22 protein-coding genes and 2 tRNA genes are annotated in these 25,218 nt (G+C 50.3%); 14 read left to right on the forward strand and 10 right to left on the reverse strand.

From position 1 onward, the window contains the following. Nucleotides 1–2 precede the first annotated feature (2 nt). A complete protein-coding gene (recJ, locus tag H9I36_RS05995; protein ID WP_370586952.1) occupies nucleotides 3–2,156 on the forward strand; it encodes a single-stranded-DNA-specific exonuclease RecJ in 2,154 nt (717 codons plus the stop codon). Then, a complete protein-coding gene (locus H9I36_RS06000) occupies nucleotides 2,149–3,171 on the forward strand; it encodes a M23 family metallopeptidase (protein WP_187384470.1) in 1,023 nt (340 codons plus the stop codon). Before recJ ends, H9I36_RS06000 begins: the two co-directional genes overlap by 8 nt. A 28-nt stretch (nucleotides 3,172–3,199) precedes the next feature. On the opposite strand, the gene H9I36_RS06005 is transcribed toward H9I36_RS06000, so the two are convergent. From H9I36_RS06005 to H9I36_RS06025, 5 genes are all read right to left on the reverse strand, one after another. Then, nucleotides 3,200–3,823 carry a hypothetical protein gene (locus H9I36_RS06005; protein ID WP_187384471.1) on the reverse strand — a complete coding sequence of 208 codons (624 nt, stop codon included), beginning with the start codon at nucleotides 3,821–3,823 and terminating at the stop codon, nucleotides 3,200–3,202. 12 nt (nucleotides 3,824–3,835) lie between these two features. Beyond that, nucleotides 3,836–5,806: an NAD-dependent DNA ligase LigA gene (gene ligA / locus H9I36_RS06010; protein ID WP_187384472.1), complete on the reverse strand. Its 1,971-nt coding sequence runs from the start codon at nucleotides 5,804–5,806 to the stop codon at nucleotides 3,836–3,838. Nucleotides 5,807–5,822: 16 nt separating this feature from the next. Next, on the reverse strand, nucleotides 5,823–6,524 hold the full coding sequence (trmB, locus tag H9I36_RS06015; protein ID WP_187384473.1) for a tRNA (guanosine(46)-N7)-methyltransferase TrmB: 702 nt from the start codon (nucleotides 6,522–6,524) through the stop codon (nucleotides 5,823–5,825). A 5-nt stretch (nucleotides 6,525–6,529) separates the two neighbouring features. Next, nucleotides 6,530–7,108, reverse strand: coding sequence for a hypothetical protein (locus tag H9I36_RS06020; protein WP_187384474.1), 579 nt, complete (start codon nucleotides 7,106–7,108; stop codon nucleotides 6,530–6,532). Between the two features lie 77 nt (nucleotides 7,109–7,185). Next, the gene (locus H9I36_RS06025; RefSeq protein WP_187384475.1) at nucleotides 7,186–8,352 is read right to left on the reverse strand and encodes a DUF8084 family protein; all 1,167 of its coding nucleotides are present in this window, start codon (nucleotides 8,350–8,352) and stop codon (nucleotides 7,186–7,188) included. A gap of 91 nt (nucleotides 8,353–8,443) precedes the next feature. On the opposite strand from H9I36_RS06025, the gene H9I36_RS06030 reads away from it, so the two are divergent. Both H9I36_RS06030 and dinB read left to right on the forward strand, forming a co-directional pair. Then, a complete protein-coding gene (locus tag H9I36_RS06030) occupies nucleotides 8,444–10,435 on the forward strand; it encodes a hypothetical protein (RefSeq protein WP_187384476.1) in 1,992 nt (663 codons plus the stop codon). Further along, nucleotides 10,432–11,634, forward strand: a complete 1,203-nt coding sequence (dinB, locus tag H9I36_RS06035) for a DNA polymerase IV (protein WP_187384477.1) — start codon at nucleotides 10,432–10,434, stop codon at nucleotides 11,632–11,634. Before H9I36_RS06030 ends, dinB begins: the two co-directional genes overlap by 4 nt. 429 nt (nucleotides 11,635–12,063) lie before the next feature. Here the strand turns inward: dinB and H9I36_RS06040 are convergent, their stop codons facing one another. After that, a complete protein-coding gene (locus H9I36_RS06040; RefSeq protein ID WP_187384478.1) occupies nucleotides 12,064–12,456 on the reverse strand; it encodes a hypothetical protein in 393 nt (130 codons plus the stop codon). A 380-nt stretch (nucleotides 12,457–12,836) separates the two neighbouring features. On the opposite strand from H9I36_RS06040, the gene H9I36_RS06045 reads away from it, so the two are divergent. Next, nucleotides 12,837–12,910, forward strand: a tRNA-Val gene (locus H9I36_RS06045). A 16-nt stretch (nucleotides 12,911–12,926) separates the two neighbouring features. Here the strand turns inward: H9I36_RS06045 and H9I36_RS06050 are convergent. Next, on the reverse strand, nucleotides 12,927–13,913 hold the full coding sequence (locus H9I36_RS06050; RefSeq protein ID WP_222864650.1) for a Gfo/Idh/MocA family protein: 987 nt from the start codon (nucleotides 13,911–13,913) through the stop codon (nucleotides 12,927–12,929). Nucleotides 13,914–14,003: 90 nt separating this feature from the next. Then, the gene (locus H9I36_RS06055) at nucleotides 14,004–14,255 is read right to left on the reverse strand and encodes a GlsB/YeaQ/YmgE family stress response membrane protein (protein WP_187384479.1); all 252 of its coding nucleotides are present in this window, start codon (nucleotides 14,253–14,255) and stop codon (nucleotides 14,004–14,006) included. 225 nt (nucleotides 14,256–14,480) lie between these two features. Between H9I36_RS06055 and H9I36_RS06060 the strand changes: the two genes are divergently transcribed. From H9I36_RS06060 to rd, 6 genes are all read left to right on the forward strand, one after another. Beyond that, entirely contained in the window at nucleotides 14,481–15,236 is a 756-nt protein-coding gene (locus H9I36_RS06060) for a DeoR/GlpR family DNA-binding transcription regulator (protein ID WP_187384480.1), read from the forward strand. Nucleotides 15,237–15,388: 152 nt separating this feature from the next. Continuing rightward, on the forward strand, nucleotides 15,389–16,684 hold the full coding sequence (locus H9I36_RS06065) for a four-carbon acid sugar kinase family protein (RefSeq protein WP_187384481.1): 1,296 nt from the start codon (nucleotides 15,389–15,391) through the stop codon (nucleotides 16,682–16,684). Between the two features lie 111 nt (nucleotides 16,685–16,795). Beyond that, nucleotides 16,796–17,797: a 4-hydroxythreonine-4-phosphate dehydrogenase PdxA gene (gene pdxA / locus H9I36_RS06070; RefSeq protein ID WP_187384482.1), complete on the forward strand. Its 1,002-nt coding sequence runs from the start codon at nucleotides 16,796–16,798 to the stop codon at nucleotides 17,795–17,797. 52 nt (nucleotides 17,798–17,849) lie between these two features. After that, on the forward strand, nucleotides 17,850–19,220 hold the full coding sequence (locus H9I36_RS06075) for a GntP family permease (protein ID WP_187384483.1): 1,371 nt from the start codon (nucleotides 17,850–17,852) through the stop codon (nucleotides 19,218–19,220). 302 nt (nucleotides 19,221–19,522) lie between these two features. Continuing rightward, nucleotides 19,523–19,596: transfer RNA gene (locus H9I36_RS06080), tRNA-Pro, on the forward strand. 260 nt (nucleotides 19,597–19,856) lie between these two features. Further along, complete coding sequence (rd, locus tag H9I36_RS06085) at nucleotides 19,857–20,015, forward strand: rubredoxin (protein ID WP_021330089.1); 159 nt, start codon at nucleotides 19,857–19,859, stop codon at nucleotides 20,013–20,015. Between the two features lie 19 nt (nucleotides 20,016–20,034). Here the strand turns inward: rd and H9I36_RS06090 are convergent, their stop codons facing one another. Both H9I36_RS06090 and H9I36_RS06095 read right to left on the reverse strand, forming a co-directional pair. Beyond that, complete coding sequence (locus H9I36_RS06090; protein WP_370586955.1) at nucleotides 20,035–20,589, reverse strand: TIGR01440 family protein; 555 nt, start codon at nucleotides 20,587–20,589, stop codon at nucleotides 20,035–20,037. Beyond that, complete coding sequence (locus H9I36_RS06095; RefSeq protein ID WP_187384485.1) at nucleotides 20,586–21,542, reverse strand: alpha/beta hydrolase; 957 nt, start codon at nucleotides 21,540–21,542, stop codon at nucleotides 20,586–20,588. Before H9I36_RS06095 ends, H9I36_RS06090 begins: the two co-directional genes overlap by 4 nt. 204 nt (nucleotides 21,543–21,746) lie before the next feature. Here H9I36_RS06095 and H9I36_RS06100 point away from each other — a divergent pair, with 204 nt between their 5' ends. From H9I36_RS06100 to H9I36_RS06110, 3 genes are read left to right on the forward strand one after another with little or no spacing between them, the layout of a single operon-like run. Beyond that, nucleotides 21,747–23,312, forward strand: coding sequence for an ABC transporter substrate-binding protein (locus H9I36_RS06100; protein ID WP_187384486.1), 1,566 nt, complete (start codon nucleotides 21,747–21,749; stop codon nucleotides 23,310–23,312). 54 nt (nucleotides 23,313–23,366) lie between these two features. Further along, on the forward strand, nucleotides 23,367–24,299 hold the full coding sequence (locus tag H9I36_RS06105) for an ABC transporter permease (protein WP_187384487.1): 933 nt from the start codon (nucleotides 23,367–23,369) through the stop codon (nucleotides 24,297–24,299). Further along, nucleotides 24,299–25,213 (forward strand): ABC transporter permease, encoded by a 915-nt coding sequence (locus tag H9I36_RS06110; protein ID WP_187384488.1) that lies wholly within the window; start codon nucleotides 24,299–24,301, stop codon nucleotides 25,211–25,213. Before H9I36_RS06105 ends, H9I36_RS06110 begins: the two co-directional genes overlap by 1 nt. Nucleotides 25,214–25,218: the final 5 nt, after the last annotated feature.

Consider the following 25,218-nt stretch of genomic DNA (forward strand, 5'->3'; position numbering starts at 1 on the left):
TTGTGATTTTGAAAGAATGGCGTAAAAAAGAGGTATCGAGGGAAGCGGTAAAAGCGCTGTGCGGTCTGTACGGAGTCGATGCGCTCACCGCTTCGATTATGGTGCGGCGCGGCATTACGCAGGCGAACGACGTGCTCTATTTTAAAGAAAGCGACCTGCGTTTTTTGCACAGCCCTTTTTTGTTTTCAAATATGGAAGACGCGGTCGACCGCATTACGAGCGCAAAAGAAGAGGGCGAAAAGATATTGATTTTCGGTGACCGCGATGTCGACGGCGTAAGCGCGACGGCCATCCTCTACACGTATTTGCAAAGGAGCGGCTATGACGTTTCGTGGCGGCTTCCCGTCGGAGACGACGCTTACGGTCTTTCGATGCAGGCGGTCGACGACTTTGCGAAAGACTACGGTTCGCTCATCATAACGGTCGACTGCGGCATTTCAAACGCGGCGGAAATCGAGCACGCGAGAGAGCTCGGCATCGACGTTATCGTCACAGATCACCACAATCCTCCCGAAACGCTTCCCGATGCCTCTGCGATTCTCGACCCGAAAGTAAAAGATTCGGGCTATCCCTTTGCCGATATTTCAGGGGCGGCGGTTTCGTACAAACTCGTCGAAGCGCTCCGCTTCAGCGAATCGGAATTGTACAAAGCGGAGATCGCGCTTTTGAACGTGAGGCCCGCCGAAACGGAAGGCGTATACATCGACTGCGTAAAAGTGCAAAACCTCGTCCGTACGGCATCCCTTTCGGAGCATATAAGGGGCGGGAGCATATCGATAGCACAGACGAAACTTCCCGAATTTTTGAAAGGCGCGCAGATTTTTACGTGGAACGAAGACGCCGTAAAAAAACAGCTTGCCGCCGTATTCGGACACGGCGTCGAATTCAATACGGCAGACCTCCGTCCCGAAGTTTCAAAACTCATTCCCTCTCTTTCGCGCATGAGCCTCCTCGAAGCGAAGGACGCTTCCCGCATCGCAAAATACAGCTCGCAGCCGATAAGCGAAATCGACGGTTTTTACAATATATTCGTAAGTTTTGCCGAAAAGAAAATGGAAACGAAGCAAAAGCTTGCCGACCGGCAAAACGATCTCGAACTCGTCGCCATCGCCGCGATCGCCGATATCATGCCGCTCAAAGACGAAAACAGAATTCTCGTGAGGGCGGGACTGGATGCAATAAACGGAGGAAAGGTGCGGCCGGGTCTTGCCGAATTATTTTCGCGTCTTTCCGTCGCGGGAAAAAAGATAAGCTCAACCGATCTGTCGTGGACGGTTATCCCTGCTCTCAACGCTGCGGGCCGCATGGGCGAGTCGAATGCCGCCCTCGAAATGCTCATTTCGCCCGATGCCGCCGTTAGGGAAAAAAGAGCCGAAGAGATCATCGCGCTCAATGAAAAGCGCAAAGCCTTTGTCGGAGATGCGGCCTATGTGACGGAAAACCAGGCGGAAGAGAGCTTTGAGCGCTGCGGAAAAAAACTCTGCGTCGTCGTCGACGAGCGGATCAATAAAGGCGTTACGGGCATACTCGCTTCGCGCCTTATGACAAAATACAAAGTGCCTGCGCTCGTCATCACCTTTATCGACAGAGACACTGCCGTGGGCTCGATGCGGAGCTGCCGCGGCCTCAATGCGACGGACTTCCTCGCTTCCCTCGGCGATATCTTTATAAGCTACGGCGGGCACAACTGCGCGGCGGGCTTTTCGTTTCCGAAAGAAAAGCTTTCTCTCTTTAGCGAAAAGCTTAAAAACGCGGTTTCGCGCATCGCACTCGATTCCGAATCGGATGCACTCGATGTGGATGCGGAACTTCCTGCAAATTACCTTTCGCCCGCAATCCTCTCGGTTGTCGACGCGTTCGAGCCCTTCGGGGAAGGCAACCGCGAAATCGTTTTTTTATCGAAAGCGCTTCCCGTATTCGATGCATCTCTCGTCGGCAAAAGCGAACGGCGACATTTGAAAATCACGTTCGACTGCGGAAAATATAAATTCCCCGCGCTCTTTTGGGGCGAAGGGGATCGGCTCGGACGCGACTTCAACAAAGGCGATGCGCTCGACGTTTTGTATTCGATGAACAGAAATACTTTCAACGGAGCGGTAACGCCGCAGATGATAATCACCGATTTGGTTCGCTCGGGAGAACACGGACATGCATAAGTTTAAGAGCATCTCGGAAAAATCGCTTCGTGCAATTTTTTCCAAATTTTTCCGTATTGCGATTTTTGCGCTTCTCTGCGCGTCGTCGTATACATCAGCGGATACGGCTTCGTTCGATGGAAGCGCGTGCACGATCGGCGTCGAGTACAATTCCAAAGCCGAGCCGGGAGACGCGATCGTCGTTCGGATGACGCTTCGGGGAAAAGAGCGAAAGCGAGCCGTCAAGGACACGATCGCCCGGGCGGAACTCCGCACCGAAACGAAAAAAATCGATTCGGCGCAATTTTTTTATATCAATCAAAAAGCGAAAAGGCAAAACGTACAGGAGCTTTTGGCATACGTACCGGTTTCGATGTGGGTTTCCGACGGAGCGTATACGATCAAAGTCATCTACAGCGCATTCGGTGCGGAAGCCGAAGAGTTTACGCTTCCTCTCACCGTTATTAAAAAAGACTTTGCAAGCGAAACGATAGCGCTCGATGCGCGGAACACGGGAATCAGAACGAATACGAGTCCCGAGCGCATAGCACAAAGCGAAAAGCTGAACGCGCTTTTGAGGACGGTCATCCTTTCCGACGTTTACACGATAAAGCCCTTTGTGCCGCCCGTCGCACAGGACACGAGGAGGACATCGCTTTTCGGAGATCGGAGAACTTTCCGCTATACCGACGGAAAATCGGCCGCATCCGCTCACTACGGTATCGACTACGGAGTGCCCGAAGGCACGAACGTCGCCGCCTGCGCTGACGGAAAAGTCGTCATGGCGGAAAACCGCATAACGACGGGCTTCAGCGTCGTCATCGCCCATGCGCCGGGCTTATACAGCCTCTACTACCACTTGAGCGCCTTGAACGTCAAAGAGGGACAGAGCGTCAAACAAGGCGATGCGCTCGGACTTTCGGGCAAAACGGGACTTGCGACCGGTCCTCACCTGCACTGGGAAGTGCGGCTCAATATGTGCGCCGTCTCTCCGGATTTTTTTACCGGCGATTACGCGTACACAAAGCAGCAGTAAGCGATTCAAAGCGCGCGCGAAAAAGCCGTCAATACGTCGTTTTGATTGCGAGTGTTCCGTCCGTGCCGACGATAACGCTGTAATAAACGCCCGGCCTGCACTGTGCAAGATCCGCCGAATAGTCCCTCGAAAAACCAGCAGCGAAAACTGAAAAAGGTGTAAAAGCAAAACGGGCGAGCGCGTAGAGATCGTGCCTGTTTTCGAACGTGGAAGGCGAACCTAAAAGCATGCACTGTTTGTTTTCATTGTAATAACGGAAGAGTTCGGTACCGCGCCGGCGAAAAAAAGGAGAAGAAGCCGATACGATTTCCCTGCCGTAGAGTTCGCACGGAAAATAAAAACGCTTGCCTGAAAATTCCGCGCTTTTAAAATCGACGGCGAGAACCGAACCGCGCCACGAACGTTCGATCCGCGCACATTCGTTGCCGCTCGTATCGAGGATGGAAACGGAAGCGCTCACTGTTTCTCCATCTGCGCCGACGCTCGTCCCATATATTAAAATTCTCATGATTTCATAGCGCTCGATAGCGGGAAGCCTTTCGGCGGCTCCGAAACAGTTTGCAAAGCGAACGGCGAACACGATAAATAAAATGAGGAGCGACGCAAAGACCGCATTGAAAATAAAATAGCCTGCCGTTCTTTCCCGCGCCATATCCGCCTCGTCTTAACGCGCTGTTTCAACATGTACCATTTTAATAAATTCTTTTTCGTCGATAACGGGTATGCCGAATTTCGCGGCCTTTGCATTTTTCGACGAACCGCTTTCTTTATCGTTTGTGACGAGGTAGGACAAATCTTTCGTCACCGACGATTTGCAGATGCCGCCCCGCTCTTTGACGAGGCTCTCCGCATCGGCTCTCTTCATCGTCGAAAGCTCTCCGGTAAAGCAAAAAGATTTTCCCGCAAAGACTCCGGCTTTTTGCTCGATGATCACTATCGTCCCGGACGAAACGAGGGAGCGCATTTCGAGCGCGTTTTCGGAAAGCCCTTCGACCGCAATTTTCGCCGTCTTTTCGGCAAAACCGTATACACAGGCTATGTCCGCTTCGGATGCCTGCAAAAGTTTTTCGAGCGTGTCGAAGCCTGAGGCGACGAGTTTTTCCGCCATCGTTTCCCCTATCCCTTCGATGTCGAATCCCGCGACAAAAGCCGAAAGACTCATGCGTCTCCTGTTTTCGATCGACGCGACAACCTTCGCCGCTCCGAGCGATTCTTTTTCCGCGGCGATGCTTTCTTCGTTCAAAAAAAACGGCGTGAGCGCATCGACGCTAAGGGAATAGATATCGGTGATCGAAGAGAGCTTTCCCGCATTAAAAAGAGAAGTGACGAGCGTTTCTCCCAAATCGCGGATATCGACGATTTGCACCCATTTCAAAAGCTGGTGCAGCACGCGCTTCGGACATGACTTGTTCGGACAAAAAAGACGCGAGCCTTCATCGACGAGAGAAGTACCGCAAGTTTCGCAGGTTTTCGGAAAGACGACGGGAAAAGTCGCATTTTCGTTCGGAACGACGCTTTCGATTTTCGGGATGATTTCTCCCCGCTTTACGACGACGACGGAGGAACCGACTGCAACACCGAGGGAACGCATCGTATCGGGGTTTGCAAGGCTTGCACGCTGTACGGTCGTACCGGCAAGTTCCACGGGATCGAAAATCGCAACGGGAGTATAGGTTCCGCCGTTTTTACTCCATTCGATGCTGCGGACGACGGACACCGCTTCTTCGAGACTGAATTTGAAAGCGATCTGCCGTTCGGGGCGCGCTCTCGCCGCATCGTCCCTGCGGATCGTCCGCTCTTTGACGACAAGACCGTCTATGTCGTAGTCGAGCGATTTTCTCTTTTCCATGACGCCCGCACGATATGCGACCACTTCATCGGCTGTTTTGCAGATTGCAAGAGGTACGACGGCAAAACCGCACGATGAAAGCCACGAGATTTTTTCCTCTTCGTCCCGAAACGGAGCCTCGCTTTCTGCCGCCCACGCGTCGTATGCGATCATCTCCAAGTCTTCGCTTCCCGTGCCGTCTTTCCGCTTCATGATGCCGTTCGCAGCGTTTCGGCAGTTCGCTTTATCGCCGTATTTCGCGCGGTGAACACCGTGCGTCATAATCACTTCGCCTCGCACGGCTCCGGTAAAGTCTTCCGCACACGAAAGCGTCATGATGACGCCTTTCATCTTTTTTGCGTTTGCCGTAATGTCGTCTCCGATCGTACCGTCGCCTCGCGTGACGGCGCGCACGAGATTTCCTTTTTCGTATTGCAGTTCGAGAGAAGCGCCGTCGAGTTTGTATTCGACGAGGTATTCGCCGTAGTCGTGCTTTTGCGCCCAGCCTAAAAACTGTTCGGGATTTGCAACTTTTTCCTGGCTTCCCATCGGCATGATGTGTCGGACTTTTTCGAAATTGCCCGAATCCTGCCCGATTTTTTTTAAGAGCGGATCGGAAGGATTGAGAGACTTAAGCTCATCCCACAGCGCGTCGAAGGCTTCATCGCTTATTTCACCTTCGCCGTTATAATAGGATTTTTGATAGCGCCGTATCGATTTTTGAAGTTCGGCAATGCGCTTTTTTTGTTCCGTTTCCGATTCGCGGTTTTGCGCTTCCGCCGTATCGGAAGCAAACAGTTCGTCCATACACCCTCATCGTCGTTTAATTGGATCTAATAAAATACAATTCGCGAATTTCCCGAGCGGCACGTATTCCGCGCACTTCGAATTTCGTTTCGGGCCGCCACGCTTTTTTTTCGGCAAAGCCCTCATACGCGTTGACAAATCCTTCCGTTGCGGCAAGTTCCGAAAGCGCAAAATCCGCATATTCGCTCCAATCGGTTACCATGTAAAAATAGCCGCCTTCTTCGAGCTTCGATGCAAAGAGATCGGTTCGCGAGCGCTGCACGAGACGCCGTTTGTGATGGCGCTTTTTCGGCCACGGATCGGGAAAAAATACGTGAAAGGCGGAAACCGAAGCGTCGGCGATCATGTTCGAAAGTACGGCGGATGCATCGCCTTCGATGATGCGGAGATTTTCCAAATTGCGCGATCGGATTTCGCCGAGCAGCTTTCCGATACCGGGCCTATGCACTTCGATACCGATATAATTTTTGTCGGGATTGTTCGAAGCGATTTCCGCCGTCGCGCTCCCCATGCCGAAACCGATTTCGATCGTAACGGGATTATCGTTTCCGAAAAGAGATGCGTAATCGATAAGCGATTCCCGATACGGCACGCACCACAGCGGACTAAGCTCCGCGTAATTGCGCTTTTGCGCCGAGGTCATGCGCGACGCCCTCACGACGTAAGTTTTTACGTCACGGAAAGGCTGCTTTTTTTCGACTGCATCAGCCTCGTTCAAATCGCTCACTCCTCACTCGTCGGCGATATTTCAGGTCGATCGATAAAGGGCATAAAGCACAGCACCGATGCATCCGCATTTAAAAAGCAAAGACGCATACGGGACGCGTTTTCCATTTCCCGCCATACATCATCGTCTTCTCTCCACCCTGCTTTGCGCGTATCGAAGTAGATGAGAACGTCTTTTTCATCGTAAAGCGCAATCCGTTCCCTCATCCCCGTTCCGAGTTTTTCCTTCGCCTCGCCCGCGCGCGCTTTCAAAAGAGATGCGGGATAAAAAACGAAAAAAGAGCTTTCCGCGTCATCGCCGAGCGCATCCCTATAAAAGAACGTGTACGCCCCCTGCGGGATCGCCCCGCTTCCGGGCGAAACGAAATTCGTATAGCCTGCCCACTGCCTCGCATCCGAAGAAAAAATCTCCACGTCCTCCGCTTTCCACTCCCAGCCTGTCTCCTTCGATGCGATGCGGATGCTTTCGGCTCTCCGCACATCGCTTGCCGCTTCGGCAAAGACTGCGAGACGCATACGCGGATCGGAATCATTGTCCGCATACTCGAATACCGCTGCCGCCTTCACCCCTTTCACATCCGGCGCCGAAAGCGAGCAGGAAAAAAAAAGCAGAAAGCCGGAAAGCGCAAAAAGCGGCACGGACGATTTCATAGCTAAAAATTGAATATCAGATTGATGACGGTCAAATCGCTTGCGGTAAACTGACTCACAAGCGATTCGAATTTGACACCGACTTTTTTGCACGCATCGTCGAGATAGGAGAGGTAGTACAAACCCAAGTCGACGCCCTCCTGGCCTTCGGGAAGCTCGCGGTAAAAATCGATGAGGGTCTTTTTGCTCGTGTCCGCGGTCTTTTTCGCTTCGATCGTCTCTTTCATTTCCTGAAACGCGTCGTCTTTGTTGTAGAGCGTAATCTGCAGTCTGCCCTGCCTGCCGATCGACGAAGCCCCGCCGCCGAGCTTCCACGACAAAAACACGAGTTCGCGCTTGCGCTGCAACTCTTTAATAATTTTTTCGCGGATGACGGGATCCAGGATGAGCGCATCGATATTGTCGACGCCCTGATACATATTGCGCGCCTCTTTGCGGATATTCAAGCTTTCGCTGTTGAGCGCAAGCTCCATGATCATGACGGAAATATATTCGGCGACCCGCGATTTTTCCATATACGCGACAAGCTTATTGCGCAGCGTAAGGAGGATTTCGGGGAAACCTTGGTTTTTGCAGAAGAGTGTAATGATATACCAATTCATGAGGCCCAAGCGGTTCAAAAATTTTTCACTCATCAAAAGGTAAATGTTTTTTTCTTCCGCAGAGTAGCCCTTGTTGTCGACGATGCTCTGCCAAATCGGATCGAGTATCTGCTTCCGCGTCTGCGCGATGATCGCATCTTTATTTAAAAGCATGAGCTTGAGCTGGCGCTCGCTTATCGATGTCTCTTCGTCGATGAGATGTGCGGGATTCGATCGATTGTATTTTCGAACGCAGGCGCACTTAATGAGGGCGGAATACACTTCCCGATCGAACTGTTTGTAAAGCAGCGAATAGACGATGATCTTCGCAAGATCCATGACTTCCTGCCGCACCGAAACGAATTCGGTCGTCGATATTTCGATTTTTGAAATGTAGTCGAGTAAAATCAAATGTTGGACGGACTGAGGATAAAATTTATTAAAAAAGATACCGTATTCGTCGGCATTGTCCGCAAGTCTGAAACGAAGGAGCTTTTTTTTGCGGCTTATAAAATAAGAAGCACCGTCCTCCGTCAATATGATTTTCAGCGGTAAACCGAACATAATTTTTTTTTCAGTCGTACTCATAGTTTTTTTCCAATCGTTTACATTTGCCAATGTGCAGTATTATATACAATAGGACTTGCATTGTAAACACGTTATACAATACACTGACGGCATGAAAACGAAGCGCTTCGCACTGTGTTTTTTTATCGGTATTTTCGCTTCCGTATCCCTGTGCGCGCAAAACGAAGTGCACGGACGCGAACTCTGCCGCGAAACGGCTTCTTTTCTGTCTTCGTTCGGTTTACGTACAGTAAGCGATGCCCTCGTATCGGGCGGACAAAACGATTTTCCGTACAACGTCTACGTCCGCATTCCCGCATCCGAAAAGACTACCGTTTCAAACGGACGCAAAAGACTCATCCTCGCCTTTACGATGGAAGACGCGTACGTCCACCGCGATTTTTTTACGCCGTTTTTGCAGAGCGTAAAAGAAATCAAAAGCGACTCGGATATCATCCTGCTTTTTTCTTACGGAGACGAAAAGATCGATGCAGGCATACCACAGATAAAAGGTACCGACGCTTTCGCGAAAAACATCGAAACGCCGGACGATTATGCGGCCGTGTGCGTCGATTTCGACGCCCGAAAAAAAGCGGCAATCGAACCGGGAGGCGAAGGCACTGTTTCCCCCGATTGGCTCGTGCTGCGCCTCATCCGCGCGTGCGATGAAAACGCCATCCCCTATGTCCTCCGCGGCGGCGGACTCAATTCGCTCTTCCGCCTCTCCCTCCTCGAAAGCGATGAGCGCTCGTCTTTTTTTCTTACGCGCGAAATCCCGTGCGTATCGATTTCGCTTTCTCCCGACAGCGAAAATGCAATTCCGCTTTTGATATCCTTCGTTTCTGCGTACACGGCGGCAGGAACGGAAAGCTGGGACAGGCACTATATACTCATTCCGACGGGCACGTCGATCGTCGACTTCGATGAGCGATTTATCGTGCTGTGTTTTATGGGTATCGCATTCGTAAGTCTTTTTATTCTTTGCGAATTTTCGTTTATCGCCGACAAAAAAAACAGAAAAAACATACGACGCGACGTAGTGCATCTGTGGTACATAATCCCGCTCACCGCCCTTATCGCGTCTCTTTCGTTTCAGGCAAGTCAAATATTTACACATTTTTTGTCGAATGTATTCGGCATCGGTACACTCGTGCAGTTCATCCTAAAAGTCGCCGCAGCCTTTATCATCGTGACCATTCTCTACCTTTTTCAAATACGCCGGCAAGGCATACTCAAAAAACAAGCCTACGCCTATGTCCTCACGCTCGCTTCCGTCGTCAATATTTTTATCTTTGCCGCCGTTGACATATCGCTTTTTTTTCTCTTTACGATGGAATACGTTGTTACGTATTTGTCGCGGCCGTTCAAGCGTACCGGTTCCCTTATCGCGCTTTTTTTTCTGATGGGGATCCCCTTTTTGCCCTACGTCGTGCAGATAATTAATTTCGGCCGCGCAAACGCATTCCGCACCGTCGCGTACAGTCCGTTTCCGATAAATGTACTCCTCGCCTTTCTCTTTCTTCCGTTTTTAATACAGTGGTTCCGCATCATAGCGCGCATGAACGAAAGGTGGCAAAACACATCACTCACCGTTGTCGGTATGCGCATACGCAATGCTGTCCTATCCCTCACGGCTATTGCAATAATCACGACTTTGATTTTTACGGCGATCACCTATATTCCCGACCGTTTCGATACCGGAGACAAAAGACGATTCACGTTTAGAAGCGATATACGAGAGGCGGATGAAAACCGCATTTCGTGCAGCGTAAGCGACAGAACTTTTTTCGGCGACACATCGCGCCGCATCGTCGTGCGGATCGGAAAAAATGCCGTCCTGTGCTCCGTCACGCTTGAAGGCGCATCGCGAAATCCCGTACTCTACTCCGACTCCGAATACGTTTCCGATACGGGCACGAACACCGATACTTTTGCGATCCCGCCGTACCCGCCCGAAACGCTCGTCTTTGTATATACCGCCGATACTTCGGCTTCGACGACGGTAAAAGTGAGTGCGCTCTACGAAGCAGGCAAAAAAAACGCATACGTCAAAAGCACGTACACTTTCGATATTCCTTCTCAAAAAAGCGGCGGCTTTTCATGACAAAGCGCTTTCTCCACGTCGACATCGACGCCTTTTTCGCTTCAGTCGAACAGCTCGACAACCCCGCTCTCCGCGGAAAACCCGTGATCGTCGGAGGGCTGCCCGGCGAACGGCGGGCTGTCGTTTCGACAGCATCCTACGAAGCGCGCGTATACGGCGTCCATTCGGCAATGCCCGTCGCCGAAGCGTACCGGCTCTGCCCTTCGGGCATCTACCTGCACGGAAGACATGAGCGCTATCACGAAGTCTCCGCTCGGATCATGGATATATTCTGCGAATATTCTCCCGACGTCGAGCAGATTTCCATCGACGAAGCTTTTATCGATTTGACGGGCACCGAGCTTCTTTTCGGAGATCCCGAACAAACCGCGCTCCGCTTGAAAAAAGAAGTACGCGATACGACGGGACTCACCGTGTCGATAGGACTTGCAAGTACGAAATACATCGCAAAGCTCGCATCCGAAATGTCGAAGCCCGATGGATTTTTTGAAGTCAAACCGGGAGACGAAGAGCGCTTTATGCTTTCGCTGCCGCTAAAAAAAATATGGGGCATCGGACACAAAACGCTTTCGCGCATCAATCAAGCGGGCATCTTTACCGCGCGCGATCTTCGGGAAAAAAGCGAAGAACTGCTTTGCGTACTGTTCGGAAAAGCCGCAGGCAATTTTTTATACAACGTCGTGCGCGGAAGAGAACCCGACACTTTTATGAGAGACGCCGCTTCCCATTCGCTGAGTTCCGAAAAAACTTTCGCATACGACCTCACCGACACATACGCGATAAAAACCGCAATCATGGAACTCTCGCACACCGTCATGTTTCGCATGCGGCGAGAAGCTTATACGAGCAAAACCGTTTTTATAAAAATACGCTACGAAGATTTTACAACCGTTTCCGCCCGCGAAACTTCAACGTCAAAGATAACGTCGATCGACGACCTCTATACGCGAGCGTGCGCTCTGTTTGAAAAAAAATACGAATCGGGACGCGGCATACGCCTCATCGGAATCGGCGCCGATCACATAAGCGGCGCATCGGAGCCGCACCAGGAAGAGCTCTTCGATTTCGGAGAAAAGAAAAAAGAAGCCGTCGAAAACGCGATCCTCGATTTGGCAAAAAAACACCCCGACGTCAAAGTGCATAAAGCGCGCCTCCTCGCAGGAGAAAAAACCGCACGCGCGGAAACGCTGAAGAAATAAAAATAATTATAAGGGCGAATATTACGAAACGATTGAACATTATGAAAAAGAAAAAGATAATAATTTTTTATATATCCGCGTTTTTTATTTTATTCGCAGGCTGTTTTTTACTTGAATATATCACGTCCGTCGAAAAGCCGAGTCCGATATATCTCATACGGGAAGGTTTTCTCAAATACATTACCGTTTTTCCGTTGGCTGCCTTTTTTCCGGAAATCACAACGACATTACTTTTTTTTAAGGACACGATTATAGTCGTGTTGATAGGATTATGTATTCTTACGGGAATTGCCGCACCCGTATTTTTATCTTTGAAAAAGAACAAGCTTTTTCCGTACAATATAGTGTTTATCCTATCCCTCGCCGCGTACTTTTTTGTCGGGCTCTTATGCTTCGGATTGAGGTACGGGGAATTGTGAGTACTGTAAATTATACAGAAGAAAGAATTTGCTTTTTTTCCTCTTGTGTAAATTGCTCTAAATACTCTTCCTTAAAAACATAAATAACCTTACCGTTTATTAATTTTGGAAATTTTAAACGCCCGGATTTATATTCAGCCCACAAAGTTTGTGAATTAACAGAATAACCTTTTAAAATAAAAAGTTTTAGCAACCATTTGAATGTTTTTATTTCCGAAATCGGCAACAGAAACAATGCCATCGTATAAACAATTACAGGTTTTTTATTTTTAAGAAGTTTCACAAACAAATCAAATCTCTTGCAATAAATCAGTTCACAAATTTTTTTTATGGAAAAATCGAAAGCTTTATTTGTTTTTTTTATATTTCCACAAGAATCGACCTCTGTTCGGTAAAATTCCATCTTTTCAATAATAATATGAACATCGTTATTTGAGAGATTCAATTTTAGCTTCTACCTTTTTAGCAAACTCTGTTAATTTTTGCAATCCGATTTTCCATTGGTTATCTCTCTTGCGATAGAAATTTTATAGTAAGTAAAATATCAATATTCATACATATTCAATACAGCCAAAAAACGTCATTCGTAAATGCAATCATCAGTTTTTATTCCAATTATAAAATAATTTTGTCGGATCACGCATAAATGATAAATTATATAAACGCGAATCCTGCACGGCATCGGTATACGGTTCGGTAATAATAAGGTATAACAAAAAAAATATCGCTATCTTGACGAAACGCACGATATCCGATAGAGTAATTACTACACCGCTTTCGGGTGCGCGATTAGCTCAGTTGGTTAGAGTACAAGCATGACACGCTTGGGGTCACTAGTTCGATTCTAGTATCGCGCATCGGGAAGCGGTGTTTTTATTCGAACGGATAGCGCACGCCGAAGATCCGCCTGATTTCATCCATCAATTCCATCATGTGCAACGTTTCGGAAAGCGGCATCGAAGGGCATTCGATTTTGCCCACTTCTATCGCGTCCGCCGCTTCAATGAGTTCATATTCATAGCCTGTCAGCTGCGCGGGACACGCTTCCTCTTTTACCAATGTGCGCTCTTTATTAAAAACGCTTATCTTCTGCGGATTGTTGATGTTTTCGATTTGTATAAATCCGTCCGTGCAGTAAATCATCCCGTAGCGGTCGGAGACCGCGTCTGCTCCTGCGGCAAGGATCGCGGTCCGGCCGTCGTTTTCATACGTAAGCGTGATGCTGTCGTGTATGTCCACCCCTGCCGCATTCTTTTGGCAAACAGCCTGCACTCCGTCCGAACGGCCGAAAATCATTTCGGCAAAATTGAGCGCATAGATGCCGACATCAAGGAGCGCACCGCCTGCGAGTTCGGGGCGAACGATGCGCTCTTTGTGCAGGATACTGTAGCTCAAATTCGCCGTAAGCATTTTCGCTTCTCCCGCGATCTTCGACGCAACCGCCTCTGCGATGATGTTTCGCATCGGCTGGTAGCGCGTCCAAATCGCTTCGGCAAGCAAAAGTTTTTTTTCGCGCGCAAGGTCGACGACAAGTTTCGCTTCGGCGGCGTTTACGGTAAACGCTTTTTCGCAGAGGACGTGCTTTCCGCCTTCAAGGCAGAGCCGTATGTGCCGGGCGTGATGCGAATGCGGCGTCGCGATATACACGAGATCGACTGAGGGATCGGAGACGAGCGCTTCATACGATGCGAACGATTTTTCCGCGCCGTATTCGGCGGCAAAAGCGCGCCCTTTTTCCGCGCTGCGAGATGCGACGCCGTACAGTTCGACGCGATGGATACCGCGCTCGCGCATCATACGGATCGTCTTTGCGATGACGGCAGCGATACGCCCCGCACCGATAATTCCCATGCGTATCATCAAAACACTCCTTAAAATGCGGCATTGCAGGAAATATCAACTTCCGAAAATGCCGCATTAGTGCGCGAAAGCGCACACGTACATCCTCGTTTAAAATTTTTTCCCCATGATCGCGCGGACGGCTGCGATAAAGATGCATGAGCCCGCAACGCCGATGATTATCGAAGAAGCGAATCCCCCTCCGCCGATATTAAGCGCATTCGCGATGGCGGAACCCACGATTGAACCGATGATACCGATCAGGCAGTTTGTCCAAAAACCGTGTTTGCTTTTCATAAAAATTCCGGCAAGCCATCCGATGAGCGCGCCGATTACAATTGTAAAAATAATTATCATTACCATAACAATACCTCGCACACAGTATAACATAGGATTGGATTTTCGGCTATTTCACCGCAAGAATCGATACGGGTCTACGCAATTCGCGCGGACGGAACGCAATCCGCTCAGATGACCACATAAACAACAAAAAAATAATTCTTGACAGGTTTCGGCGGCGGGTTTATAATCAAACAAGTTCGAACATAATCGAACATTAAGCAACATATAAAAATGATGAAAAAAAATATGGAAAAAACACTGGAAATAGAACGAGAACGCTATATCTTGGACAAAATCAAAACCGCGGGATCAGTTCAAGTGGATGCTCTCGCAAAAGAACTCGACGTAAGCGCGATGACGATCCGCAGGGATTTGACGAGTTTAAAAACGCGCGGTCTCATCAACCGTTGTCACGGAGGGGCGATCATCAAACAGGAAACGCCGTATTACAACAAAAAAGTTTCCAACGCCGCCGAAAAATGCAGGATTGCAAACGCGGCGATAAAATTTATTAATTCGAACGATACCGTCTTCCTCGATGCAGGAACGACGACGTATCAAATCGCGCAGCTCATCGCCGACAGAGAAGACGTAACAGTCATCACCGACGACTTGCAGATCGCAATGATGCTGTCGCAGAGCAGGACAAACGTATACGTCTGCGGCGGCTATATCCAAAAGACGACCGGCTGCGTGATGGGTATGTTTGCCGAACAGATAATCGAAAACTTTCTCATCGACGCGGCGTTTATCGGAACGGCTGCAATCGATGAAGATTTTACCGTGCGCACGCCGACTCTCGAAAAAGTCGCGCTGAAGCGAAAGATCGTCGAAAACAGCGACCGCTCGTATCTCGTCGCAGACACAGAAAAATTCGATAAACGGGCGACGATAAAAATCAATACGCTTGCCGACTATACCGGTGTCATCACCGATAAAAAATTCACGGAAAAGGAGCTGACCGCGCTGCGCAAAAAACGCATCAACGTGATCGCCGTGTAAAAGGTTTAAACGAGCCGCTGAAATAGCGCGTCTCGTTTAACTTCGAGTTTTCTTTCGAAAACTCGCTCATATACGTGTGCGCTCTCGCGCACCGCTGCGGCATTTTCGGAAGTTGACACTTCCTGCAATGCCGCACTTCAAGGTAGGAAATTATGCCGCAGTGTTTGATCATAGCAGACGATTTGACGGGAGCGAACGCAACGGGAGTTCTGCTTCATAAAGCGGGATACAGCGCATACACCGTTTTGGAACTCGACGGGGCGAAAAACATACGGGGGGAATGTGACTGCCTCTTGTATCCGACAAACAGCAGAAGCCGCACGAGCGAAGAAGCGTACCGGCGCGTATATGAAGCGACCAAAAAATTAAAAAGCGGAGATACGAAAGTATACGCCAAACGCATCGACAGCACGCTCAGGGGAAATCTCGGACAGGAAACGGATGCGATGCTCGACGCACTCGGGGAAAACTACACCGCCCTCGTTGCTCCGAGTTTTCCGTCGTCCGGACGCATCGTCTGCGGCGGATATATGCTCGTCAATTCGGTGCCCCTCCATAAAACGAGTGCAGCCGTCGATCCGAAAAATCCTATCGATACGTCCCGCGTCGAAGACATATTCCGCAGGCAGTCGAAGTATCCCGTCGCGTCCGTCGATTTGGAAGAACTGCGCAAAGGAAAAACATACGTCGCAGGACGCATAACGGCGCTCGTAAAAGAAGGTGTACGCACGATTCTCTTCGACTGCATCACCGATGACGATTTGGAGCTTATCGCTGAAGCGGGAATCGCATCGGATATTCCGTTTATAAGCGTCGGTCCCGGACCGTTTACAGCGGCGCTTGTCAAAAGCACCATCGTCCCCCGTACAAAAAACGATGACGGTGCCGTACTGCTCGTGATCGGAAGCGTAAACGGCGTCGCAAAAATGCAGATCGACGAAGTGCTTCCGTCGCGCGATATCTTCGTATCGCTCATCAAGATCGAAGAGCTTATCAAAAGCGACGAATCGCGGCAAGCCGAAATACGGCGCAATGTACAATCGGTTGCATCTGCCGCAGAGCAATTCCGCATCTACGCGCTCATCGGTGAAGGCATAGATCCCGACAAACGTATAGATTTTAAAAAATACGAAAAGGCGACGAATCGTTCTTCTGACGAACTGTCTGATATCGTCAACTCGTCGTTTGCGGCCATGGCTGCAGAAATTTTACGGCGGCAAAACGACATCAAAGCGCTCTACACGAGCGGAGGCGATATAACGCTTGCCGTCTACGATACGCTCGGCGTATCGAGCATCAAGCTGCACACGGAAGTGCTGCCGCTCGCCGCGTACGGAGAGTTGTGCGGGGGAGAATTCGACGGATTGAAAGTGATTACAAAGGGCGGCATGGCGGGCGACAAATATGCGCTCAAAGACTGCATCGCATATTTGAATACGCATATTTAAACGGGCGCAGGGTGAGCGCATTCGGCTTAAACGGCGCACCTTTGAGAAAATGCACGTCGGCCGTTCGTATAAAAATTATTAATTTGAAAACAATTTTATGGGAGAAATACTATGACAAGACCTTTTATTGCGATTCCGATCGGAGACCCCGCAGGCATCGGGCCGGAAATCGTTGCTAAAGCCGTTGCGGACAAAGACACGTGCGCTGCGGCAAAATGCGTCGTCATCGGCGACAAAAAAATCATGGAGGGTGCGATACGGATTACAAAGGTACCGCTTTCGATACGCTGCATCGAAAATCCCGAAGACGGCGACTACCGCGAAAACGTACTCAACCTCATCGACCTCGGCAATATCGATATGGCAAGGTTTAAAATCGGTACGATCGACGGTATGTGCGGAAAAGCCGCATACGATTATATCGAAAAAAGCATTTCGCTCGCGATGGAGCATAAAGTCGCGGCCGTCGCTACGACTCCGATCAACAAAGAAGCGCTCAAAGCAGGGGGCGTACCCTTTATCGGTCACACGGAAATCTTCGGAGCGCTGACGCACACGAGCGATCCGCTGACGATGTTCGAAGTGCGCGGCCTGCGCGTTTTCTTTTTGACACGGCACGTATCACTTATGGAAGCGTGCAAGATGGTAAAAAAAGAACGCATCGTCGATTACGTAAAGCGCTGCCTCGACGCGCTTAAAAAACTCGGCGTCACCGAAGGTACGATGGCCGTCGCGGGTTTGAATCCGCATTCGGGCGAACACGGACTGTTCGGAACCGAAGAAGTGACGGACGTAACTCCGGCGGTCGAAGCGCTCCGAAATGAGGGCTATCCCGTCGTGGGACCCATCGGAGCGGATTCCGTTTTCCACCTCGCCCTCATCGGTAAATTCAACAGCGTCCTCTCGCTCTACCACGATCAGGGACACATCGCAACGAAAACGCTCGACTTCGAACGCACGATTTCGGTTACCGGCGGTATGCCTATTCTCCGCACGTCCGTCGATCACGGCACTGCGATGGACATAGCCGGCACGGGACAAGCGAGCGCGGTGAGCATGATAGAAGCAATCCGCCTTGCAGTAAAGTATTCGCCGAATTTTATTAACGGATGATTATGCGGATGAGTGCCGCATAAAATAAACAGGGTTTTTATAGGAGGCATTTATGGGAGACATTTCAGGAGCGCAGATGCTCTTGGGACTAGGGATCGGCCTTTTAGTGCTGATTTTGCTCATTCTCAAGACGAAGGTTCACGTGTTTATCGCGCTGATTATCGCATCGTGTATTATCGGACTTGCAGGCGGTATGGCGCCGACGTCTATCGCCGGTACGATCACGAAGGGCTTCGGCGGAACGCTCGGAAGCATCGGTATCATCATCGGCTTGGGTGTCATGATGGGGCAGATATTCGAAGAGTCGGGAGCTGCGGAACGCATGGCAAGGGTTTTCCTCAAACTCTTCGGCAAGGGGCGGGAAGAATTTGCGATGGCCGTCACCGGCTACATTGTTTCGATCGCGATCTTTTGCGATTCGGGATTCGTCATCCTCTCGCCGCTCGCCCGCGCGCTTTCAAAGGAAACGAAAAAATCGATCGTGTCGCTGAGCGTCGCACTCGCGGGAGGCCTTGTCATCACGCACTCGCTCGTACCGCCGACGCCCGGTCCGCTCGGCGTCGCAGGAACATTCGGCATCGACATCGGCAATTTTTTGCTGCTCGGTCTCGTCGTGTCCATCCCGATGACACTCGCGGTCATGTTTTACGGCAAGTGGCTCGGCAAAAAAATTTATCAAATTCCGGGCGATAAAGAAGGCGAATGGCAGCGTCCTCCTTATCAAAAACCCCAATATGATACGGGCGACGACGCACATACAAAAAAACTGCCGAACGCATTCGTTTCGTTTATGCCGATCGTTCTGCCGGTTGTGCTTATTTTATTAAATACGGTTCTTTCCGCACTCAAGGCGACAGGGCCGATCGCGACATTCTTTTTCGTCGTCGGTACGCCGATTTTTGCGGTGCTCATCGGAACGCTGATTGCGATCTTTACGCTGACGAGAGGACAAAGCAAAGCGTCCGTTATCAATACGCTTGAGACGAGCATCAAAAGCGCAGGCATCATCATACTCGTGACCGGCGGAGGCGGCGCGCTCGGACAGGTCATCAAAGATGCAGGTGTCGGAAATTACATCGCACAAGGAATCGCTGCGACGCACATCCCCGTCATCCTTTTGCCCTTTATCATCGCGACGCTCGTACGTTTCGTACAGGGCTCGGGTACCGTCGCTATGATTACCGCGGCGGGAATCACCGCTCCGATCGTTGCGGCCGCAGGAGGCAATATGGTGCTCGGCGCGCTCGCGGCGACGGTCGGTTCGCTCTTCTTTTCGTATTTCAATGACAGCTTCTATTGGGTTGTAAACCGCTTGAGCGGTATCACCGACACGAAAGAGCAGATCCGCGTGTGGTCGATATCGACGACGATCGCATGGGCAGTCGGCTTTGCCGCCCTGCTCATACTCGATATCTTTATGTGATTTTAATACGGAGCGGAAAAGTCAGTACGATACAAAGACTTACGTTTACAGTCGGCAGATTGTCTCAAGAGCGGGCGACTTTTGAGACAGTCTTTCCCCCTACACCGCTCCGTTTCATATTCGCACGATAAGGAATAAGCGATGAGTGTCAACTCGCAACGATTAGCCTTACAAGCGCGACGTGACTACAGATGCAACTCGACGATAACTCAAGTCGATAGAACTCAATTCGACGAGTTGACCGACACGCTTTTTTTCGATATAGTGAATAATCGTATCGGCGATTTTTCGTCGGCACATTTCGGGCTATAGCGCAGCTGGTTAGCGTACAAGTCTGGGGGACTTGGGGTCCCGGATTCGAATTCCGGTAGCCCGACACGATCCGCAGGAAATCGATCCTGCGGATTTTTTTTGTACTTCGATAATTCAGCCAAATCAGACATTCCGACTGTGGGTACGCATCCGGCAACAGGCATTCGCCATGCGGCGTTATTTTTTATACTACCCGCTGCCCCTGCCGAGGGCAGCATCGATTTCATTTGACGATTTTAAAATATACCGATATAGTATAAGCATAGGGCAGAGCTATCTGCAAAATATAAAGATGCGATACAACGCAGTCTAAGGAGTGTAGCTATGGACAAATACGAATGTACCGTGTGTGGATACGTGTACGATCCCGAAAAAGGCGATCCGGACGGCGGCATAGCGCCGGGCACAAAATGGGAAGACATCCCCGACGATTGGGTATGCCCGCTGTGCGGCGTCGGAAAAGATTCGTTTCAAAAACAGTAAATCGATCTGAAAACCGCCGCTACAGCGTATAACGTGCGCGTTCTCCGCCGATAAGGCGCGGACGAGTACGCGCGCATACGACGTGCGCCGCTCCGATGCATTTTTGTTCGATGCGGACGGGAACGGCCACATCGCGCAAATGCATGCCGATAAGCGTATCGCCGATATCGATCCCGGCATCGGCTTTTATATGCTCCGTAACGGCGGGTTTTTCGAACAATCGGTACGCCGCCGACGCGAAAGAGCCGCCTGCGTGAATCCACGGAACGACGGAAACCCTCTCATAAGCGTATTTTTCAAGGCAAGCTTCTTCGATGACGAGCGCTCGGTTCAAATGTTCGCAGCACTGAGCAGCAAGGAATATGCCGCGCGGTCGCACGATATCGTATATCGCCGTAAAAACTGCCCTTCCCGCCTCTTCGCTTGAAGTCGTTCCGATTTTATTTCCGAGTATTTCGCTCGAAGAACATCCGACGACGAGGATATTTCCTTCCTTCAGTTCCGCCTGTACAAGCAATTCATTGACGGCGTTTTTTACATCTTCGACAATGCGATTCATATTCATTTTTTTTATCCTTCGGCAGCTGCTGCGACATATCTGTCGATATATTCGATTATCTTCCGTTCGTACGCTTTTCGGCCGAGCACATAATTGGCCGCGTGGGGCGCGCCGGACACGATGAGCAGTTCTTTCGGAGACGCGCACGCTTCGTAATTTTGCTCCGACATATACGGCGGCACAAAAGTATCCGCATCGCCGTGAATAAAAAGCACAGGGATCGTATTTTCGGAGAGCGCATCGAGCGTCGAATATTCGCTCAAGCCGAAACCTGCAATCGTACGGGTAAGCATATCGGAAATCGCAAGTATGGGAAAGCAGGGCACGCGGTACGACGTTTTCAGAACGTGCTCTATTTCATCGCGCGCAGAAGTATAGCCGCAATCGGCGATGATGAATGCAACGTTTTCGGAAAGCTTTGTACCGGACGCCATGAGTACCGTTGCGGCTCCCATCGACACGCCGTAGAGAATGATCGGAAGCTTTCCGCCGTTTTTTTTATCGACAGCCGCTACCCAATCGCGGCAATCGAATCGCTCTTTTATACCGAACGTGAGGTATTTGCCCCCGCTCTCCCCGTGAGCTCTTTCGTACGGAAGCAAAACATTCCATCCCCGCTCATGAAAAAATTGCACGGCAAGCGAAAAATTTGCCATAGGGTTTGCGTGATAGCCGTGCATACACACAACGGTTCCCTGTGCATCTTCCGCACGCACGTACCATGCCGCAAGTTTGATGCCGTCGATCGATGTGATATACATTTTTTCTTTTTCCATGCGGTAAAAAGCATCGACTGCAGCATGAAGTTCGGGAAGATAGGCTTCGAGCTTCGGTTCTCCTTCAAAGACATCCGGCGTTTTTTGTTTTCGGCGCGAAATCGTCGGACGAAAGAACAATATGTATACGAGCAGCGTCACAACGGCGAACAAAGAGGCAAGGACGCCGAACGCGATAAAGACCATACGCATATTGCAAGTATACCGCTTTTACGCAATCATCGCACTATGGATATGCCGAAAAAGATAACCGTCTTTTTCTACAGCCCCGATACGATCACTAGACAGTATGACTAATACATATTATCATTTCAAAATATCGGTTTGATACAACACATGTACGGTACGGTCGAAATCGAATTCCCGGCGCTGCCGTGTTTATGAGGAGGATGTACTATGAAAAAATTAGGTATGCTTTTATGCATTTGTTTGACGGCCTGTCTGTTTTTCGGCTGCGGCGGAAAATCGAAAACAGGAAAAGCGGCGGGTGAAAAAGTATTCCGCCTCGCCGTCGTCGATCCGCAGGTCCCGCTCGATATGCATTTAAACACGTATTCCGATATCATGCGCCTCACCGACAATGTCACGGAATCCCTTTTCATATCGCGCGAAGACGGTTCCATCGCCCCTGTCCTTATCGAAGCGATGCCTTCTTTTTCGTCAGAAACGCTGACGTATTCTTTTACGATTAAATCGGGTGTACAATTTCACAACGGTAAGATGCTGACAAGCCGTGACGTAAAATATTCTCTCGAGCGCGTCGTAAAAAAACAGAGCATGGCGAGCCTTCTCGAAACGGTCGTCGGATACCGCGAGTTGCAAAGCGGCGCCGCAGCCGAATTGGCAGGCATCAAAGTGATCGACGACACGCATTTTACGATCACGCTGTCCCGCATCTATACGCCGTTTCTCGCAGCGCTTTCGACGCCCTATACGGCGATCTATCCGGCGGACGCATGCGAAGAAGCCGGCGATACCTGGGGTACGAAGACGCTCATCGGAACGGGACCGTTTAAGCTGGACAGCTATACACCCGACGTCGGTGCGGAAATGTCGAAATTCGCAGAGTATCACGGAGGTGCGGCGATCCTCGATAAAATCAGCTACAAATTCGTTCCCGATGCGAATACGCAAGTGCTCGAATATCAAAAGGGCAATGTCGATTTTGTCGGTTTGAAAAATTCGCTGTACCCGGTGTATGCGAACAATCCGCAGTTGAAAGACCAAATCCACAGCTATCAGCAGCCCGGCGGATATTATTTTCTCCCGAACGTAAAAGTGATTCCCGACGCAAAAGTGCGCGAAGCTCTTTCGCTTGCGGTCGACAGAAAGGCGATCTGCGAAAGCGTACTGCACGGCACGGCATCCGTTCCGAGTTCTTTTATCCCGCCGGCGCTTATCGGTCACGATAAAAACGCTTTGCCTTTCGAATACGCCCCCGATCGCGCAAAGGCACTGCTTGCCGAAGCGGGTTTTGCAAACGGATACGATCTGCGCGTTACGGTCATTTCTTCGAACAGCTTGGGTTTGCAAATCGCAACCGCGTTTCAAGAAGAAGCGAAACCTGCAGGCATCAACGTTCAGATCGAACAGGTAGACCGCTCGGCATGGACGGATATGAAGCGGAACGGCGGCATCGACTGCAGCGTAAGCAACTGGTACGTCGACTACAGCGACCCCGACAGCATGCTCTACCCCGTCAGCGCGGGCAGAGTCGATCTCTCATCGTCGTTTTGGCATGATCCGCGCTTTGAAAAATTGATGGACGACGGAGTGCTCACCGACGATACGGCCGCCCGCCAAAAGATATACGAACAAGCCGAGCACATTTTAACGCGCGAAGATTTCGCGGCGCTCCCCCTTATCAACGAAGTGAATTTTTATCTGCTGAATCCGAAAGTAACCGATTTTACAATCGATTCGGCAAATCGCATTGATTGCAGAAAAGCCAACATTCAATAACGACAACCGTGCGCCGCGCGGAACGCGCGGCGCACGCTATTATAAGGAAATACGATGGCCGCATATATAGCAAAGAGATTGCTGCAAACCGTTATCGTCATATTCGGCATCACGCTGATCACCTTTATCCTGCTGCAAGTCGTACCCGGAGATCCCGTAGCGATGATGCTCGAACGGAGAGCAACGCCCGAAACGATTGCTGCCGTCCGTCACCAGCTCGGTCTCGATATACCTCTTTCGCGGCAGTATGTAAATTTTATCTCAGGTGTCGTCCGTATGGATTTCGGCGTTTCATATTTTTCAAAAGAACCCGTTATCCTCGCCCTCTCCCGCGCGTTCCGCGTAACACTCAAACTGGCGATGATTTCGTTTTTATTCGCCGTCGCGCTCGGTATCGGCTGCGGACTTGCGGCCGCGTTGAACCGCGGAACGTGGATCGATTCGGCTTTTATGGCACTGTCGGTATTCGGCGTGTCGGCGCCTTCGTTTTGGATCGCCATCATTTTGCAGATCGTATTCGGTTTAAAATTAAATCTCTTTCCCATTTCCGGATTCGATTCACCGGTCGCCTATATTTTACCGAGCATCGCACTCGGAACGCGGTATGCCGGAAGCATTGCACGCATAACGCGGACAAGTATGCTCGATGTCATCAAACAGGATTATATCCGTACGGCGCGCGCAAAAGGCGTAACACGGAGCGCCCTCATCATACACCATGCGCTTAAAAACGCGATGATTCCGATCGTAACGCTCGTCGGAACCGAGCTCGGAAATATGCTCACCGGATCCATGTTGATCGAAAAAGTGTTTTCCATTCCGGGCATCGGAAAACTTGCCGTCGATTCCATGACGAACCGCGACTTGCCGCTGCTCGAAGGAACCGTCATGTATATCGCATTCGTTTTTGTCGTCGTCAATTTGCTCGTCGACGTTTCCTATGTCCTCATCGATCCGCGGATACGCTACGGCAAAGGAGAATCATGATGAAAGCGTTTTTTTCTTTTTTTAACAAACAAAAGCGTTTTGCCGACGGCATTGTAAACGGCGACATAGAATATTCGAGCTATTATAAAGACAGCTTCAAACGCTTTCGAAAAAACAAAGCCGCGATGACCTGCCTCGCAATCATTTTGCTGCTCATCGCCGTCGCGATCTTCGCACCTCTCATCGCTCCCTACGATCCGAGCCATCAGGATTATCAATCGGTACTCGCTCAACCGAATGCGAAACATTTGCTCGGTGCGGACGAATACGGACGCGATATCCTGTCGCGCATCATATACGGCACGAGGATTTCGCTGAGCATCGGCATTCTCGCGCAGCTTCTCGCTTCGCTCATCGGCATAACACTCGGCTCCCTCGCAGGCTATTTCGGAGGCATCGTAGACGCGGTCATCTCCCGTATCATGGAAATATTTTCCGCGTTCCCCGACCTCATCTTCGCTATGGCGATTATGACGTTTTTGGGACAGGGTATTTTGAATCTCTATATCGCACTCGGTTTTTTGACATGGGTCAGAACCGCGCGCATGATCAGAGGAGCAGTCATACAGCTGAAAGAAAAAGAATACGTGGAAGCCAGCCGTGCAAGCGGCGGCAGGTCGTTTCGGATCATCGTCAAACACTTGATTCCGAACTGCCTTTCAACGATCATCGTACTCGTAACGCTCGGCATCCCGCACGCTATCATGTACGAAGCGTCGTTGAGTTTTCTCGGTCTCGGCATCCAGCCGCCCACACCGAGCTGGGGCAATATGATAAGCGCGGCGCAGTCGGTTATCGGTTTTTTGCCGATATACAGCATTATGCCCGGCGTGGCGATCATCATAACCGTCATAACGTTTAATATTTTCGGGGACGGACTGCGAGACGCGCTCGATCCGAAGCTCCGTGTTTGAGGTGC

The organism is Treponema sp. Marseille-Q4130 (assembly GCF_014334325.1).
In the GTDB taxonomy this organism is placed as follows: Bacteria; Spirochaetota; Spirochaetia; order Treponematales; family Treponemataceae; genus Treponema_D.

Excerpts from the sequence above, each read along its gene's own strand:
- H9I36_RS06000 (WP_187384470.1), top strand. The coding sequence starts at position 2,149 with ATGCATAAGTTTAAGAGCATCTCGGAAAAATCGCTTCGTGCAATTTTT.
- H9I36_RS06005 (WP_187384471.1), bottom strand. The coding sequence starts at position 3,823 with ATGGCGCGGGAAAGAACGGCAGGCTATTTTATTTTCAATGCGGTCTTT.
- ligA (WP_187384472.1), bottom strand. The coding sequence starts at position 5,806 with ATGGACGAACTGTTTGCTTCCGATACGGCGGAAGCGCAAAACCGCGAA.
- H9I36_RS06025 (WP_187384475.1), bottom strand. The coding sequence starts at position 8,352 with ATGAGTACGACTGAAAAAAAAATTATGTTCGGTTTACCGCTGAAAATC.
- H9I36_RS06030 (WP_187384476.1), top strand. The coding sequence starts at position 8,444 with ATGAAAACGAAGCGCTTCGCACTGTGTTTTTTTATCGGTATTTTCGCT.
- dinB (WP_187384477.1), top strand. The coding sequence starts at position 10,432 with ATGACAAAGCGCTTTCTCCACGTCGACATCGACGCCTTTTTCGCTTCA.
- H9I36_RS06040 (WP_187384478.1), bottom strand. The coding sequence starts at position 12,456 with ATGGAATTTTACCGAACAGAGGTCGATTCTTGTGGAAATATAAAAAAA.
- H9I36_RS06050 (WP_222864650.1), bottom strand. The coding sequence starts at position 13,913 with ATGATACGCATGGGAATTATCGGTGCGGGGCGTATCGCTGCCGTCATC.
- H9I36_RS06055 (WP_187384479.1), bottom strand. The coding sequence starts at position 14,255 with ATGGTAATGATAATTATTTTTACAATTGTAATCGGCGCGCTCATCGGA.
- H9I36_RS06060 (WP_187384480.1), top strand. The coding sequence starts at position 14,481 with ATGGAAAAAACACTGGAAATAGAACGAGAACGCTATATCTTGGACAAA.
- H9I36_RS06065 (WP_187384481.1), top strand. The coding sequence starts at position 15,389 with ATGCCGCAGTGTTTGATCATAGCAGACGATTTGACGGGAGCGAACGCA.
- pdxA (WP_187384482.1), top strand. The coding sequence starts at position 16,796 with ATGACAAGACCTTTTATTGCGATTCCGATCGGAGACCCCGCAGGCATC.
- H9I36_RS06075 (WP_187384483.1), top strand. The coding sequence starts at position 17,850 with ATGGGAGACATTTCAGGAGCGCAGATGCTCTTGGGACTAGGGATCGGC.
- rd (WP_021330089.1), top strand. The coding sequence starts at position 19,857 with ATGGACAAATACGAATGTACCGTGTGTGGATACGTGTACGATCCCGAA.
- H9I36_RS06095 (WP_187384485.1), bottom strand. The coding sequence starts at position 21,542 with ATGCGTATGGTCTTTATCGCGTTCGGCGTCCTTGCCTCTTTGTTCGCC.
- H9I36_RS06100 (WP_187384486.1), top strand. The coding sequence starts at position 21,747 with ATGAAAAAATTAGGTATGCTTTTATGCATTTGTTTGACGGCCTGTCTG.
- H9I36_RS06105 (WP_187384487.1), top strand. The coding sequence starts at position 23,367 with ATGGCCGCATATATAGCAAAGAGATTGCTGCAAACCGTTATCGTCATA.
- H9I36_RS06110 (WP_187384488.1), top strand. The coding sequence starts at position 24,299 with ATGAAAGCGTTTTTTTCTTTTTTTAACAAACAAAAGCGTTTTGCCGAC.